This is a genomic window from Faecalicoccus acidiformans (assembly GCF_014202635.1).
Lineage (GTDB): Bacteria > Bacillota_I > Bacilli_A > Erysipelotrichales > Erysipelotrichaceae > Faecalicoccus > Faecalicoccus acidiformans.
In genome coordinates this window covers 23,265-38,801 of the sequence record NZ_JACHHD010000012.1, presented here as the reverse complement: position 1 = coordinate 38,801, position 15,537 = coordinate 23,265, and the positions used below count along the sequence as shown (strand labels likewise).

The 15,537-nt window shown below is 44.9% G+C and carries 13 protein-coding genes and 1 tRNA gene; 5 read left to right on the top strand and 9 right to left on the bottom strand.

Annotated features, from left to right (window positions below; genetic code table 11):
* Nucleotides 1-109: 109 nt before the first annotated feature.
* A tRNA-Glu gene (locus HNQ43_RS06475) sits at nt 110-185 on the bottom strand.
* Between the two features lie 59 nt (nt 186-244).
* Nucleotides 245-781, bottom strand: a complete 537-nt coding sequence (locus HNQ43_RS06470) for a putative immunity protein (protein ID WP_183375987.1) — start codon at nt 779-781, stop codon at nt 245-247.
* A gap of 45 nt (nt 782-826) precedes the next feature.
* Between HNQ43_RS06470 and HNQ43_RS06465 the strand changes: the two genes are divergently transcribed.
* Nucleotides 827-1,378, top strand: a complete 552-nt coding sequence (locus HNQ43_RS06465; protein WP_183375984.1) for a chromate transporter — start codon at nt 827-829, stop codon at nt 1,376-1,378.
* Nucleotides 1,375-1,932, top strand: coding sequence for a chromate transporter (locus HNQ43_RS06460; RefSeq protein ID WP_183375982.1), 558 nt, complete (start codon nt 1,375-1,377; stop codon nt 1,930-1,932). The genes HNQ43_RS06465 and HNQ43_RS06460 overlap by 4 nt, the downstream gene beginning before the upstream one ends.
* Here HNQ43_RS06460 and HNQ43_RS06455 read toward each other — a convergent pair.
* Nucleotides 1,927-2,616: a response regulator gene (locus tag HNQ43_RS06455; RefSeq protein ID WP_183375980.1), complete on the bottom strand. Its 690-nt coding sequence runs from the start codon at nt 2,614-2,616 to the stop codon at nt 1,927-1,929. The two genes, HNQ43_RS06460 and HNQ43_RS06455, sit on opposite strands and share 6 nt — an antisense overlap.
* Entirely contained in the window at nt 2,591-4,150 is a 1,560-nt protein-coding gene (locus HNQ43_RS06450) for an ATP-binding protein (protein ID WP_183375977.1), read from the bottom strand. The genes HNQ43_RS06455 and HNQ43_RS06450 overlap by 26 nt, the downstream gene beginning before the upstream one ends.
* A 76-nt stretch (nt 4,151-4,226) precedes the next feature.
* On the opposite strand from HNQ43_RS06450, the gene HNQ43_RS06445 reads away from it, so the two are divergent.
* Nucleotides 4,227-6,794, top strand: coding sequence for a PD-(D/E)XK nuclease family protein (locus HNQ43_RS06445; RefSeq protein WP_183375975.1), 2,568 nt, complete (start codon nt 4,227-4,229; stop codon nt 6,792-6,794).
* Entirely contained in the window at nt 6,784-9,900 is a 3,117-nt protein-coding gene (locus HNQ43_RS06440) for a UvrD-helicase domain-containing protein (protein WP_183375972.1), read from the top strand. The genes HNQ43_RS06445 and HNQ43_RS06440 overlap by 11 nt, the downstream gene beginning before the upstream one ends.
* A gap of 31 nt (nt 9,901-9,931) precedes the next feature.
* Here the strand turns inward: HNQ43_RS06440 and HNQ43_RS06435 are convergent, their stop codons facing one another.
* From HNQ43_RS06435 to prfA, 5 genes are all read right to left on the bottom strand, one after another.
* Complete coding sequence (locus HNQ43_RS06435; protein WP_183375970.1) at nt 9,932-10,618, bottom strand: cytidylate kinase-like family protein; 687 nt, start codon at nt 10,616-10,618, stop codon at nt 9,932-9,934.
* A gap of 101 nt (nt 10,619-10,719) precedes the next feature.
* Nucleotides 10,720-11,019, bottom strand: a complete 300-nt coding sequence (locus HNQ43_RS06430) for a hypothetical protein (RefSeq protein ID WP_022789509.1) — start codon at nt 11,017-11,019, stop codon at nt 10,720-10,722.
* A 151-nt stretch (nt 11,020-11,170) separates the two neighbouring features.
* A complete protein-coding gene (locus HNQ43_RS06425) occupies nt 11,171-12,037 on the bottom strand; it encodes a methionyl aminopeptidase (RefSeq protein ID WP_183375967.1) in 867 nt (288 codons plus the stop codon).
* 1 nt (nt 12,038) lies between these two features.
* Nucleotides 12,039-12,890 carry a peptide chain release factor N(5)-glutamine methyltransferase gene (prmC, locus tag HNQ43_RS06420; protein ID WP_183375964.1) on the bottom strand — a complete coding sequence of 284 codons (852 nt, stop codon included), beginning with the start codon at nt 12,888-12,890 and terminating at the stop codon, nt 12,039-12,041.
* Nucleotides 12,887-13,963, bottom strand: coding sequence for a peptide chain release factor 1 (prfA, locus tag HNQ43_RS06415; RefSeq protein ID WP_183375962.1), 1,077 nt, complete (start codon nt 13,961-13,963; stop codon nt 12,887-12,889). The genes prmC and prfA overlap by 4 nt, the downstream gene beginning before the upstream one ends.
* Before the next feature lie 85 nt (nt 13,964-14,048).
* Between prfA and HNQ43_RS06410 the strand changes: the two genes are divergently transcribed.
* A complete protein-coding gene (locus tag HNQ43_RS06410) occupies nt 14,049-15,533 on the top strand; it encodes a glucosaminidase domain-containing protein (protein WP_183375959.1) in 1,485 nt (494 codons plus the stop codon).
* The last annotated feature ends 4 nt before the right edge of the window (nt 15,534-15,537 follow it).

Below are 15,537 nucleotides of genomic sequence, written 5' to 3'. Positions count from 1 at the left end.
TTTAGCACTGTAAAGCATAAAGTGCTAATTTTTTTTAATCTAATAAAAAAAAGGGCTGTGAAACCTCGATTGCATATCCGAAGTTTTTACACAGTCCCTTGATTGACTATGGTAGTGCGTACGGGGTTCGAACCCGTAAATGCAGCCTTGAGAGGGCTGTGAGTTAACCATTTCTCCAACGCACCATTTGACGTGACCTCATTTTATCACCAACTTAAAAAAAACGCTAGTGGAAAATCAAGCTCTATAAAAAAGAAGCCCAAGGACGCTGAATTTGATCAATTTGCCGGCTCCAGTAAAACAAGCGATCGATATAGAATGCTTTGCGATCTTCGATAGGAGATATACACTTGTCCCACCCGTAATGATAGACCAGCGATGTCAGATCATACATAGGATAACCAATCGCATGCCCCGGTGTATGAACAACGGAACATGCCTGGGCAATCGCATGACAGATAGCCTGATCTTCTAAAGAATCGATCTCCTTGGCAACGGCATGACAATCTAAGATCTTTCTTTGTGCTTCCCTCATTTTGATCTTGCCCATAGACCAGTTTTGCGCCGCTTGATAAGCTCGCATTGGGCGGAGCTCATCCGGATGCTTCTTATTCCATGCCTGCACACTTTCTTCAGCTAAATCCAAGGCCCATAACACAAGCACCCGATGATTTTGAGTCCCCAGCAAATCTCTGAGATCTTGAAGATACAAAGAATCTTTCGCAAATAAAATCCGATTCTGTCGTTTAATGCGTTTTTCTACCTCTTGAACCCAATTCATATTAGCCTCTTTTCACTCATCTTAAAATAAGTTATAATTTCACCCATGAAAACATATATAGAATTATTTTGGACATTTACCAAGATTGGCGCCTTTACCTTTGGCGGCGGATATGCCATGTTGCCACTGCTCCAAAAAGAAATCGTTGATACAAAACATTGGGCCACAGAAGAAGAGCTGATGGACTACTTTGCCGTGGGACAATGCACTCCGGGAATCATTGCCGTCAATACAGCCACTTTTGTCGGTTACTACAAGAAAGGAATCTTGGGCGGCATAATCGCCACTCTAGGAATCGTCTTCCCCAGCATCGTGATTATTCTTTTGATCGCAAGCATTCTTCAAAACTTTGCCGACCTTGCCATTGTACAACATGCGCTGGCCGGGATTCAGATCGCTGTCTGTGTACTGATCCTGAACGCAGTCATCAAACTTGCGAAAACCGGCATAAAGGATAAACTAGGACTTTTGATTTTCATTGTTGCTTTGATATTGACTTACTTTTCTATCGTTTCTACTGTTTGGATCGTGATTCTGGCAGGCGCTGCCGGATTATTGATTCAGACAATTCGCATGAAGAAAGGAGATAAATCATGAGTATTTGGATCTCTTTGATCGTTGAATTCTTTAAAACCGGTCTTTTTGCCTTAGGCGGCGGACTGGCAACGATTCCTTTTCTTTATGCGATGATCGATGCCTATGGCTGGTTTGACGAAACCATGTTGATGAATATGATCGCCATCAGCGAATCCACACCCGGAGCCATGGGTGTCAACATGGCCACTTATGTAGGCTATCATGCCACAGGCGGATCGATCCTGGGCGGTATCATCACTACATTGAGCCTGGTTGCTCCCAGCATCATCGTAATCTGCATTATCGCTCAATTCTTAAAAAAATTTAAGGACTCTGCCTATGTGCAGCACGTCTTCTACGGATTGCGCCCTGCGGTGGCTGCCATGATCGCCAGTGCAGGACTGGGGATCATCCTTCAAGTTATATTTGATGGAACTCTTTCTTTGTCGAGTTTTATTCCTTTGCACTTTGTTCTATTTTTGATTATTTTGGTGCTTTTACAAATCTTTAAAAAGCTGCACCCGATCGCTTTGATTTGCCTATGCGCCGTATTAGGAATCGTTCTGAGATTATAACTTCATCATGCGATATCCAACTCCAATGTGTGTTTGAATATAGTGAACATCGGTTCCCTTGGGTTCGATCTTGCGCCGAAGGGTTGCCATAAAGACACGCAAGGAAGCCATATCGCTTTCCCAGCACGTGCCCCAGATCGCCTGGGTCAAATATTTATGGGTCAGAACCCGGCCGACATTTTTGGCCAGCAGACATAAGATCTTATATTCGATCGGTGTCAAATGCAGTTCCTGCCCTTTCATGGTCACACTGGCAGCTCCATAGTCGATATGAAGATCGCCGTTGGTAAAACTGATCTCCTCTTGCGGAGAATGTTCGTTCAAATACGCCAGACGCCGTTGGATCACGCGCAGTCTGGCCAAGAGTTCATCCACCGAAAACGGTTTTGTCAAATAATCATCCGCTCCGGCATCCAACGCTTCGATTTTGTCCGCATCTTCACTGCGGGCACTGATCACAATAATCGGCATATTGGACCAGACGCGGATTTTTTTTATAACTTCGATACCATCCAGATCCGGCAATCCCAAGTCCAGCAAGATCACATCGGGTTCTTCCTGCGATGCCAGATCCAAACCTTCTTCAGCGTTTTTTGCACTCAGATATTCATAATCATGAGTATCCAATGTCGTTACGATCAAATGCCGAACGGTTGTATCATCTTCTATGACCAAGATTTTCATTTTCTGCTTCCTCCTTACTTTGCGGCAAACTAAAGGTAAATTTTGCCCCATGAGGTTGGTTATCTTCTAAGATCAGCTCCCCATGATGCGCTTCAATCACACTTTTACACAGTGCTAAACCTAATCCAAGACTGCGTTTCGTATCTGTCAGCTTGCCAGTTCCTGTATAAAACATTTCAAATACACGTTCTTTTTGTTCATCCGGGATCCCCGGTCCATCATCCATGATTGTCACATATGCAACCGAATCTTTTGATTCTGTCTGAATCGTGATCGTAGAGCCCGACGGTGTATATTTGATCGCATTGTTGATCAAGTTCACTACCACCTGCATGATCAGACGACTATCCATATATGCCAAAGAAAAGTCATCTTTACGTTCAAATACGATCTTATGTCCTTGTGTATGCCCTTCTACATGTTTCAAAGCTTCTTCGATCACATCTTCCACAACATCCTGGCTGCGGTGCAGATCAACTTGTTTTTGATCTAAACGCGTGATCGCCAGCAGGTTCTCCACCAGTTCGATCAACCAGCGTGAATCATCATAAATATCTTGATAGACCTGGTTTTTCACGGCTGGATCCATCTGTTCTTCCTGATGAAGCAGATTGGTCGCATTGCCATAGATCGAAGTCAGCGGCGTTCTTAGATCGTGAGAGATCATACGCAACAAATCGGCCCGCAAGCGTTCGTTTTCCGCTTCGATCCGCGCTTCCTGACGTTCCTTGATCACCCGCTGGTTTTCTAATGTCATGGCACACTCACCCAAGATCGACAAGAAAATATTTTCTTCAAATTCATCGATATTCTCTAAGACCTTCTCCAACCCGACAACAGCCAAAACTTCTTTTTCCAGATGCACCGGCGCATAAGAAGCCTGCCGGCCCGCTACAATGCCCGCATAACCGCCTTTTTTCAAAACCTTTTGAACCTCATGCATCTGTTCTTTTTCTAACATCTTCTGCGAGATCGTTCCCGCCGTGATCGTTTCCTGGATCTGGTCATCCTGGATGGGATACACGATCACGCCGCAGCCAAAGAGATCTTGAAGCTGTCTGGCCATACAAGAATACGCCTGATCGGGTCCTTTGGCTTTGGAAAGCTGCTGGGACGTATTGAACAGCACTTTGGCACTGTAAGCATCCTGCCGAAACGCCTTCGCATTGTTCTTGAGACGGACAGCCAGGGATCCTGCCAGAACCGAGGCCGCCAGCATGATCATAAAGGTCGCCAAATGATCACGGCCATAGGCATGAAACGTAAACCGCGGAATGGTGAACAAGTAGTTATAGATCAACACGCTGGCAATCGAAAAAAGCACGCCGGTCAAACGCGCCGTCGTCAAGATCGAAACGACCATGACCCCTAAAAGATATAAGAGAATGATCGTTGCCCCATCCAGATGCAAGCGATAAAACAAACTGCCTATGCCGCTCACCACCAGCAGCAACGCTCCGCACACCACAATATCCCACAAGATATTTTGATGGGATCGAAAAAACAGAACATTCTTCTTCAATGGATTTTTCATGCCTTTATTGTAGCGAAATTTTAAAAATATTTCAGAAAAATTCAAAAGACCTGCCGCTTTTGATAAAATAGGAAGTATGTTGAATCTACCACAAAAAGGGATCCTGATTGCTCCCGCATCTTTACATTTATCCCTCTACCAGGAAGTCTTGAAAACCCACGGAAATACCTTAGGTCTTGAGATCTTGAGCCTTCAAAGCTATATCCAGCGGTTTTTTAAAGCCGAACCCCAAATTTCGATCGATTTTTATTATCAGGTACGCGATTGTTGCCAGGCGATTCCGAAAGAAAATGCATTTTATGCCAGCCGTTCCAGTTTTGCCTTTATTCAGGAACTGGCCGACTTTGCGGGCTTGGCCAAAAGTTATGCACTGGACTTTGAAAAACTGCCCGAAAAGACACAAAAACAAAAAGATCTCAAAGTCCTGCTCAAACAAATCCAAGATCTTCCTTTCTGGCAACAAGAGATTCCGGAAATTCTTGACAAAGACTTAGATACCTCTGATGTATGGATCTTGCCTTATGAATATTCGGAATCCGAACAGCTCTGGATCCAAAAACTACTGGCAAGCCATGCCCAGATCTTAAAACTTGACGACCCTGGAAACCGTCATTACTGGTCAACCGGAAATCCCCGCAAACAAGCTCAGCAGATTGCCAAGACCATTCTGGACCAGGGCCTTGAAGCTTCCGACGTTTTTGTCAGCTGCAATGACAATGCGGAAAAACAAGTTTTGGCACAGATCTTTGATCAGCACCAGATCCCCTATACGATCCTGTCTTCAGACCATAAAAATCCGTTTGCGGATGCTTTTTTGAGTGCGCTTTCCTGGATTTTGGAATCCGATCTGGATCATTATCTGGCACTGATCAATCTGCTCTATCCCCAAACGCGGCAGATCATCCAAAGCACGCTTAGAAACTTTCCCGCTTTGTGGAAACAAGCCTATCCCTTCCCGGAAGTCTATGAAGAAAACGCATTGTTTGCGCAGGAAGAGTTTGAAAGTTTGAAACATCATCTCACACAAACACAAGCCTGGCTTCAGGAGCATGATGCGATCTTAAACTGGTCCATAGATACTTTAGATGCAATCTTGACGACGATCCAAAGCCAACTGCCTTGTACGGAAGATAATTTGAATGCTTTTTACTGGATCCAGGAACAGCTCAGACAGAGCTGGAAAAAGATCCGGACCGCTGAAGATCTTCAATTCTTCAAAGACTACATCGAAGCCAAGATGCCTTCAAAATCCATAAAGCACCATCAAGGCGTTTTGATCGGAAGCCGAAAGGAGATCACCCCTTTCTTTTCCACCGTCTTTTTGTGCGGGGCCCATGCGGCCCATTTCCCGGCCCTTGCCATGCATACCGGAATCTTTGATGAAGCTTATCTGGCATCTTGTGACTTCCCTGCACTTTCCACCCGGCTGCAAAAACAAAGAGAACAGCTTTGGACGGTCTTAGAGAACTGCCAGGATCTCTATGTTCTGGTTGCGGAATCGGATTATAACGGCAAAGATCACGCCTTAAGCCATGAACTGGAACAATGGTTTGGGCATGGCCCGGTTTTTCAAGAATTTCAAGATCCGATGCGCTGGATCCAGCCGCAGTTTACTTGCGGGCAAGAGACGGCACGTGCCCTGTTTTTTGATGCACACCAGTTTGTAGGTTCCGTATCGCGTTTAGAAAGTTTTGCCCGCTGCCCATTCCAGCACTTTTTGCGCTACGGCCTCCATCTTCAAGAACGAGAAGATCTAAAAGATATCCGGATCCGAGGATCGATCTATCATGCGATCTTAGAAAAGCTGATCCAAAAACATCAAAAAGCCTATACAGCGGTCGATCACAAAGAACTGCTCTCTTTGATCGAGCAGGAGTTTTCCTTTGCCCAAAAGATCCATCCGGAAAAACAAGCTTTCTTCCAGACTCAGATCCAGGAGATCTTCCGCAAGATGAAAAAGCTTCTTCAAAGCCTTGCGGCCTTTGAAAAAGAATGGCACATGACGACCCATGCCCAAGAATGTAAAGTTTCCATGTCTTTGATGTGGAACGATACCCCTGTCCTTTTGTATGGCTATATCGACCGGATCGATGCGTCGCAAACTTCGTTTATGATCTTTGATTACAAAACCGGAAAGCGCACCTTTGCCCTATCTGATTTTGAAAGCGGACAAGCCTTGCAGCTGATCACATATGCCGTCATGTACGAATCGATGCATCATCAGCTGCCGGTGGGCTGTTTCTACATTTCTTTGAATACTTCCCTGCAGGAAGCTTCGGCCTGTAAGATCAACTATCGCAAAAAATATCCGGAGATCGAGGAAACCGCTTTGGAAGAATTAAGCGAACAAGCTCTCGAATCGCGCTCGTTTGCCGGGATCCGGTTTCAAGATCTTTCGATCTATGCCGATGAGCCTTCCCGCTTTGGCGCAAAACGCGATAAAGCTCTTTCTTTTGAAACGATCCAGGCCCAGTGGCAAACCATCTTATTTGACCTTTTAAGGGATATTCAATCAGGAAATATCCAACCCGCACACGCCAAAGATGCCTGTACGTATTGTGCATATCGATCTATCTGTCGAAACAGCGCGCAGGAAGTCAAAAAATCAAGCCGTTTAGAAAAGGAGAATGTGCATGCGATTTAGCCCAGCTCAACAAAAAGCCATTCAGATCCGCGATAAAAACGTCCTTGTGTTTGCGAGTGCCGGCAGCGGAAAAACCAGCGTGCTGGTCCAGCGCCTTTGCGACCTGGTCTTAAAAGACAAGATCTCGATCGATTCGATCTTGGCCATGACCTTTACCAAGGATGCCGCCAATGAGATGAAGACCCGTCTGCAGATCGCTTTAGAAAACGAAGAACCCACCGACTATATCAAAGAACAGCTGGCACTTTTAGAAACCAGCAGCCTGTGTACGATCGACAGTTTCTGTTTGTCCATCGTTAAAAACTATTATTATCGGATCCCCATTTCTTTGAAGATGGCCAATACGACATTGGATCCCAGCTTGTCCTACGAGCTCTTTCAAAAAGCATACGAACAAGCCTGTGCCCAGATCGATCCGGATGCCATGGCTGATCTCCTGCACTATTTTGACGGCTTCGGCAAAAAAGAAGATGAGATCCTTCAAAGCATCAAAAAACTGATCCAGACGGCCTGGTCCAAACCCGATCCAGAAAAATGGATCCAGGAACTGACCCAACCGGAAAATCCTGAGATCGAGACCTGGTTCTATCAATCCTTTGAAACGAAGATCCAGTCCATGTTGATCGTATTGGAAGAGATCTTAGAGGAAATCGAAGAAACAGAGGATCTTTTATTAAAACAAGAAGATCTCAGTGCTTGCCTGGAAGCTTTGCGAGACCGCGATTATGCCGCCTTTCGGCAAACCTTTTTTCATGCGATCCAAGGCTCTCCGCGCCTAAAGAACAAATACGATGAAATCGATGTCAAAGCGCTTGCCGAGCATTTTAAAAAGATTGAAAAACAAGTGGCAGAAATGTGTTTTGAAGAAGATGTCTATTTTGAAACCAGCGACTTGCTTCAAAAGGAAAAAGAGACCTTCTGTACGCTTTCTTTAAAGACCAAAGCTTGTTTCCAGGCTTTAAAAAAAGCTCAAGAAGCACTGGATTTTGAAGATATGGAACACTTTGCGTACCAGCTGCTTTGTCAAAAAGATATTGCCGAAGAAGTGCGCCAGAAATATCAGATGATCCTGGTCGATGAATTCCAGGATACCAACGATCTTCAAGAAAGCATCGTCGCTTGTTTCGCCCGCGAAAACAATGTCTTCCGGGTCGGTGATATCAAGCAGAGCATCTATGGCTTTCGCTATGCCAAGCCCGAGATCATGGCCAGCCATATGCATAGCCGCGATGCGAATTCCTGCACGATCGTCCTGGATGAAAACTACCGGTCTTCGGACGCCATCATTCGCTTCAACAATGACTTTTATCAAAAGATCATGAATATCGAAGGAGTCTCGGAACAGTTTTCCACAATCGACCTGGCGAAATCCGGTACCGACCGCCAAAAACAAGAACCGCAATATCCAGTTCGTTTCCTTTACAGTGAATATAAACCTTATGCCCAAGAACACGATGTCGAACTCCTTCAGGCCAAAAGTGCCTTGAACCAAAATCGGCTCGACATCTTGGCACAAGATATCTTAAAACAAAAAGAAAACGGCAACCATTTTCGCGATATCTGTATCCTGACCCGCAGCCACGGCCCGCAGCAAGCCATCAAAGATGCCTTGGAAGCTTATGACATCCCCTGTCTGGCGGAGATCGATCACGGCTTTTATACCAATGCCGCCGTTTTGGTCATCCTCTCGGCCTTGCAGGCGATCCTGGATCCGGATGATGATATCCGTCTTTGTGCCTTTCTGTTTTCGGGACTATGTCAAGTTTCTGCAGACGACCTGGCCCAAGCGACGCTTCACAAAGAAAGAGGTCTTTCTTTATATCAAAAAATCAAAGACTGCTCCTTTATGCAGGATTATCATGAATTGGCATCGTATCGTAATTTGCCGTTATGCGATCTCATTCGAAAGCTCTATGCCCATCGCAATTTTTATCAAGACCAGACCAGTCCGCAAGATAAGACCAACCTCGATCTTTTCTTACGGATGGCCAGTGAGAAAGAAGACACTTGTTCGGTCGAAGAATTTATTCGCATCCACAAGCAGGCTTCGGATTTTGATGCGCTGGCGCAAGCTTCACCCTATTCAAAACATGCCGATGTGGTTTCGATCAAAACGATGCACCATTCCAAAGGACTGCAGTTTCCGATCGTCTATATTCTTTCGACGCATGAAGACCGGGAACGCGATGCCAGTCAGCCCGTCTTGATCGATGAAAAATTAGGATGTTCGTTTGCGGAAATCGACTCGCAGCACAATCTAAAATACAAAGGGAAAAGTCATTTGGCCTTCCTGGCCAAGAAACGCCAGGATGAACTGGAAGAAGAGATGCGTGTGTTCTATGTGGCGACCACGCGTGCCGAAAAAGAGCTGATCTTAGTGGATGCGATCTCGCAAGCCGAAGATTACGCAAGCCCCTTATCGCTTTATACCCTCACCCAAAAAGAGGGCCCTACCGGATGGTTTTTTCACACCTACTATGGTGCCCAGAATCCCCTGGTCCATTTTGAAAAGGTGCAAACGCTTTACGAAAGACCAGCCGCTCAAAAAAAATCGGCCCCTAATCAGCCGATCCCAATCTATACCAAGCCATGGACCTGTGTACAAGATCAAACGGCCAGCCAAGCCAAACAGTCCAGAACCTGGCCATCCGTGGATCTGCATCCTTCGCTGGGTTCGGTTCGTGGAACGCTGTTTCACGAGATGGCCGCCCAATTATCGTATCCGTATCAAGAATCTAAGATCAAAGAATTTGCGCAGAAGAAAGATTATGCGCTGCGGGAAATTGATAAAACTCAGTTCTTATCTTTAAATAAGGATGCTCGTTATCAAGTGTGGATGAAAGAGCCGCATGAATTTGAATGTTCTTATATCGTACAGATGGATGGTTCCATCGTCCATGGATTTATGGACCTGGTAGTTTGGGAAAGTGATCAAATCGTGATCCTGGATTTTAAGACCGATCATTTCGATCAGGAACAAGACTTTATCACGGCTTATAAAGGACAGTTAGACACCTATGAACAAGCCTTGTCTTTGATGGAAGACAAACCGATCCAAAAATGGATCTATTCTTTCCATCTCCAAAAGATGATTCAGATCCCATAAAAAAACGGAAGCGGTAATTTTCCCTTCCGTTTTAATTTTGCGCATCGTCCAAATCGGCAAATGAAACTTTCTTGTGTTCAAGATACTGGTCACTGAAGGCTCCTTTGAAGCTCTTCGTTCCCAATTTGATATCATAAAGCTCGGCAATCATGCCAACGATTTCATCCACTGACATATTCGAAGTGTTGATCATCAAATCATAATTGGAACTCGATCCCCATTTTTGTCCGGTGTAAAATTCATAGAATCCGGCACGTCGGTTATCTTTCTCATGAACGAACTTACGAGCTTTACGGCTCGGCACCTGATATTCCTGGATGCTCCAAGCCAGACGATCTTCAATGTTGCTGTAGCAGAAGATGCGGATCTTAGGGGTATGCTCTTTTAAAATATAGTCCGCACAGCGCCCTACGATCACCGCACTTTCGCGGCTGGCGATCCCTTTGATCAATTGACTGGCCTTTTCATACACTTCGGAATTGACCGAGAGCTCCGTGATCGTGGAAAGCTTATTGCGTCCCGGCAAGGAGTAGAGGCCTTGGGCGTTGCGATTTTCTTCGCGGAAAAAGTCCGCATCAATGCCCAGGTCCTTGGCAATGACTTCCATGATCTCTTTGTTGTAGTAGCCAATATCCAAGTATTCGGCCAAGCGGCGGCCAATCTCACGTCCGTTGGAACCGAATTGACGAGAAATGGTGATGATAACATTTTTTTCCATGATGTAAAGTCCTTTTATTAATATTTATTATACATGATTTACAAGGGGAAAGAAATCAAAGAAAAAAGGATCCGAAGATCCTTCTCATGTCTAATGCTATCTTAGTTATTAACTTCTGAATATTTTCTGCGTCCAGGATGCAGGTTATCCACATAATAACGAATTGTCAGAGTGCCAGCCACTTTTGTTTTGACTTTTGGCTCAACGATAAATCCGTCCCCTTCCAACATAGCATCCAACATAGCTTTGCAGCAAGTCGTAGTATTTCCCTTTACACCAGGTTCGCATTCATTCATGAACTCTTTGGCATTGACTTCGATATAGAGCCACATTTTGTCATGTGCTTCCTGTTTCATTTCTTGTAAACGGGCTGCATACTGTTCTTGTGTCCATTTTTCCATGCTGTATACTTCCTTTCCTTATGCGTTCATTTTACTCCTAATAGGGTTGGATGACAAGTTTATGAAAGGTTGTCTTGGTCAAGAAAGCATTTTTTTACATAATTTTTATAAAAATTTTCATAAAAAAGAACTGTAAGCCATTACAGTCCTGTCAATAAGCAATGATTTCTACGCCTTTCTCGGTGACATAAAGCGTGTGTTCCCATTGGGCCGACAATTTCCCATCACTAGTATACGCCGTCCAATTGTTCTTTTTATCAATATATAAAGTGCTGACTCCCTCATTGATCATCGGCTCGATCGTAAATACCATCCCCGGTGCGATGACCATACCCGTATTCTTGATGCCGACATGATGAACATAAGGGTCTTCATGGAACGCATTGCCGACTCCATGACCGCAGAAATCTGTCACTACACTGTATCCATGTTTATGTGCATGTTCCTGGATCGCGGCTCCAATATCTCCAAAATGCCCCCAAGGGCGAACCGCATCGATTCCAATCTGAAGGCATTCTTTGGTCACATCCACCAGTTTTTTGGCCTCAGGTGAAACTTCCCCGATACAGAACATCCGGCTGGCATCGGCATAATGGCGATGCACGATGGTCGTACAATCCACATTGACGATGTCCCCTTCTTTCAATACGACCTTAGAATCTGGAATCCCATGACAGATCTCATTATTGATTGAAGTACAGCAGCTCTTGGGAAATCCCATATACCCAAGACATGCCGGGATCCCGCCATGACTGGTAGTATAGTCATAGACCAGCTGGTCGATTTCTTCGGTCGTCATGCCCGCATGGATCTTTTCTTGAACCAGGTCCAAGACTTCATTGTTGATCTTGGCAGCTTTTTTGATCCAATGCATATCTTCTTCACTTTTGATCAGATCATGTCCGGGAACGATCTTCCCCTGCAGTTTCAGTACATTGATCGTATCATCCCATTTCTCATGGCAATGCTTATATTTTTTCCCCGAACCGCACCAGCATGGCGCATTTTTTGACATCATCCTAAAACCCTCTTTCAATCGTTAACATTCTGTCTTTGCCTGACATATCCTTATGGACCTGAATCTTGGCGTCCGGAAAATAACTCTTGGCCAAGGCACTCAGTGCTTCCCTTTGATCATAACCGATCTCAAAGGCCAAAAAAGACTGAGGACGTAAAACTTGATCGGCTTTTTCAAACAGTTCGCGATAAAATTTCAAACCGTCTTCTCCGCCAAACAAGGCTACATGCGGTTCATAGTCCACAACACTGTGTTCCATCGGTTCATGAGATGGAATATAGGGTGGATTGCATACGCAGATATCGCAATGCAGATCCCGATCAATAAACGGTTCTAACATATCTCCCACTATGAACTGAACATGGCCGTCTAATTTTTCATTATTTTGATAAGCCACATCGATCGCTTTCGAAGAGATGTCGCTGGCGATCACATCCATCTTTCGCTCTTCCAGATTCAAAGTGATCCCAATGGCACCAGATCCTGTTGCCACATCAAAGACATCGACATGGTCCCGATCACTGAAATGCTCATCATACAGTGAAAGAACCAATCCCACCAGCTCTTCCGTTTCTGGTCTGGGAATCAATACATCCTCATTTACCATAAAGTCATAGCCATAAAATGATTCATACCCCAAAACATAACTCAAGGGTTTTCCTTTTTCCATCTCATGGATGGCTTCCAGATAGTCCACACGAATTTCTTCATCGATTGGTTCTTCCATATCGAGATACAAGTTAATCCCTTTATGTTGGCAAAGCTCGACCATCAAAAGCTGGGCCGCCTGTTCGCCCTGTCCGGCTTTGTATAAGCGTTCTCTTCCTTCTTTGATATATTCGCGATAATTCACAGTTCTTCTCCTGCCAATTTAGCCTTTTGATCTGCCATCTGCAAAGCATTCATCAAATCATCCAAACGACCGTCAATAATACGATCCAGCTGATTGACCGTATAACCGATTCGATGATCTGTTACGCGATTTTGCGGATAATTATAGGTGCGGATCTTTTCTGCACGATCTCCCGTCCCAATCTTTGTCCGTCTTTCGGCTCCGGCTTTTTCATCAATCTCGCGCTGATGTTCTTCTTTTACACGAGCTGCAATCGTCGCCAAGGCAGTAGCACGATTTTCGTGCTGCGAGCGACCATCCTGACATTTGACTACGATTCCGGTCGGCTTATGGATGATACGAACAGCGGAGTCGGTTTTGTTGATGTGCTGCCCACCGGCCCCGGATGCACGCATGGTCTCGATTTCCAAATCATTCATATCGATATCAAAATCTTCTTCATCCAATTCCGGATAACACAATACGGTTGCTGTAGAAGTTTGGATACGTCCCTGGCTTTCCGTCTTAGGAACTCGCTGCACACGATGAGATCCCGATTCAAATTTCAAGATGCCATAAGCCCCTTGGCCAGTGATCTTGAAAGTGATGATGGAGAACCCTCCTGCTTCACTGTCTTCGGAATCGGTCACTTCCACTTTCCAGCCTTTGCTTTCAGCATATTTAGCATACATACGGAACAGATCTCCGGCAAAGATATTGGCTTCATCCCCGCCGGCAGCACCGCGGATCTCCATAAAAGCATTATGAGAATCATTAGGATCCTTTGGTACAAGCAATAATTCCAGCTTATCTAAATATTCCTGGATTGCCGGTTCTAAACGCTCAATTTCGGCATGCGCCAATTCACGAAGTTCCTTGTCATCTTCTTTCGCTAATTCTTTCGCATCCGCATATTCGTTTCTTGCCTGTTTGTATTCTTGATACGTCTCTACGATCGGCGTTAACTCATTTTGTTCTCTTCCCAATTTTGCCATCTGTTTACGATCAGATACGACATCCGGTTTCATCATCTCATCATTGATCGTATTATATCGTTCTACGATCGCATCCAATCTTTCTTCCATAGTGGCCATAATCTCAACATCCTTTCAACTTCAACAGTTTAACACAGAAGCCGTCTAAATGACAGTTTAATATCGATTGTGCTACACTGGATGCATGACAAGAAAAAGAAGAACGCGATCCCGAAGAAGGATCTCTAGACCTGTATTGATTTTAGGCCTGTTGATCGGCTTGATAGGTCTTGGTTTTCTAGGCTTGAAACTGACGGAAAACGGTGTCTTTACCGTCATGGCCGTCACAAAAGAAGGCGTCGAAGAACAAGGTGTCTACAAGCATTTTTTGTTTGCCCAGTTCAAGATGGATTCTCTAGATGAAGTAGCCTACATCCAAAGAGAAGATCAAAAAGTCGTGGCCTTGTCTGAAGGCTTTGTCAATCTCAACACCAAGTCAAGTTCGGAGAATACGCTCTATACGGTGGATGGCAGCGATGCCGCCGGCTATACCAACGGCGCTTATGGAGCCGATGCCTTATACTTAGACACTTCATCGGATGGAAGTCAGGCACTGATACAGATCAGCGGCGTCAAAGCGTGGGTATCTATCGAAGATATCCAGCTGTATCTTTTTGATGAAAGCCTTTCTTGTTCCTACTACTATGTCAGTGAAGATATTTTATATCATTTTATCTCCACGGATCTTCTGCAAGGAAACGGAAATACGCTTTCTTTGGAACAGGCACCGGATTTTATGGATGAGGGTGTGATCTATTATTCTTATGATGGAAACTACTTTTACACGGATCTTTCGAAAATGACAGATGATGTCCGACATAACTCTCACGAAAATGCCGTCAATCCGAAAGCGCATTATAATTTCTATCAGTATGTGCCGCATCGTTCATCGACTCATTTGACAAGTGCTGATTATGACGCTTTTTTGGCCGACTATGGCATCAACCAGCAAGCCGCAACTTTCCCATGTTCCGACAATCAAAGTGTATTAGTTCAATCTGGCGATCAATTTCTTTCCATACAAGAAGAGATCGGGATCAATGCCTCCATGATGTTTGCGACGGCCGTCAATGAAAGCGGCTATGGACGAAGTGAATATGCGATCGTAAACCACAACTTGTTTGGCCATGCCGCCTATGATGCCAGCCCGGATAGCGCTACCGTCTATTCTTCGATCCAAGATTGTATCTACGAACATGCTTACGGATTCCTTCAGAACGGCTATGCGAATCTGTTAGACTCGCGTTATCACGGTTCCTGGTTTGGCAATAAGGCCAGCGGGATCAATGTCCAATATGCCAGCGATCCATACTGGGGCGAAAAAGCCGCTCACTTTTATTATCTGTTGGATGCCCGCCAAGATTTTGCGGATGCTCAATCGATAGAGATCCAAACATTCTCGGTCGAAAAAAAGATCCCTGTCCTGGATGTCAATGACCCAAAGACGACGCTTTATGTTTATGAACCGGGCGATATTGCCAGCTTTGTGATCCAAGATCAAATCACGATCGATCATCAAGAGTATGTCGTGGTGGCCAGCGAGATGCCGGTAAACAACGGGCAAATCGATCCGCAAGCCGCTTATGATCATGCCCAGGGGCTCGTTTTAAAAAAAGACATGGTATACTGAGATA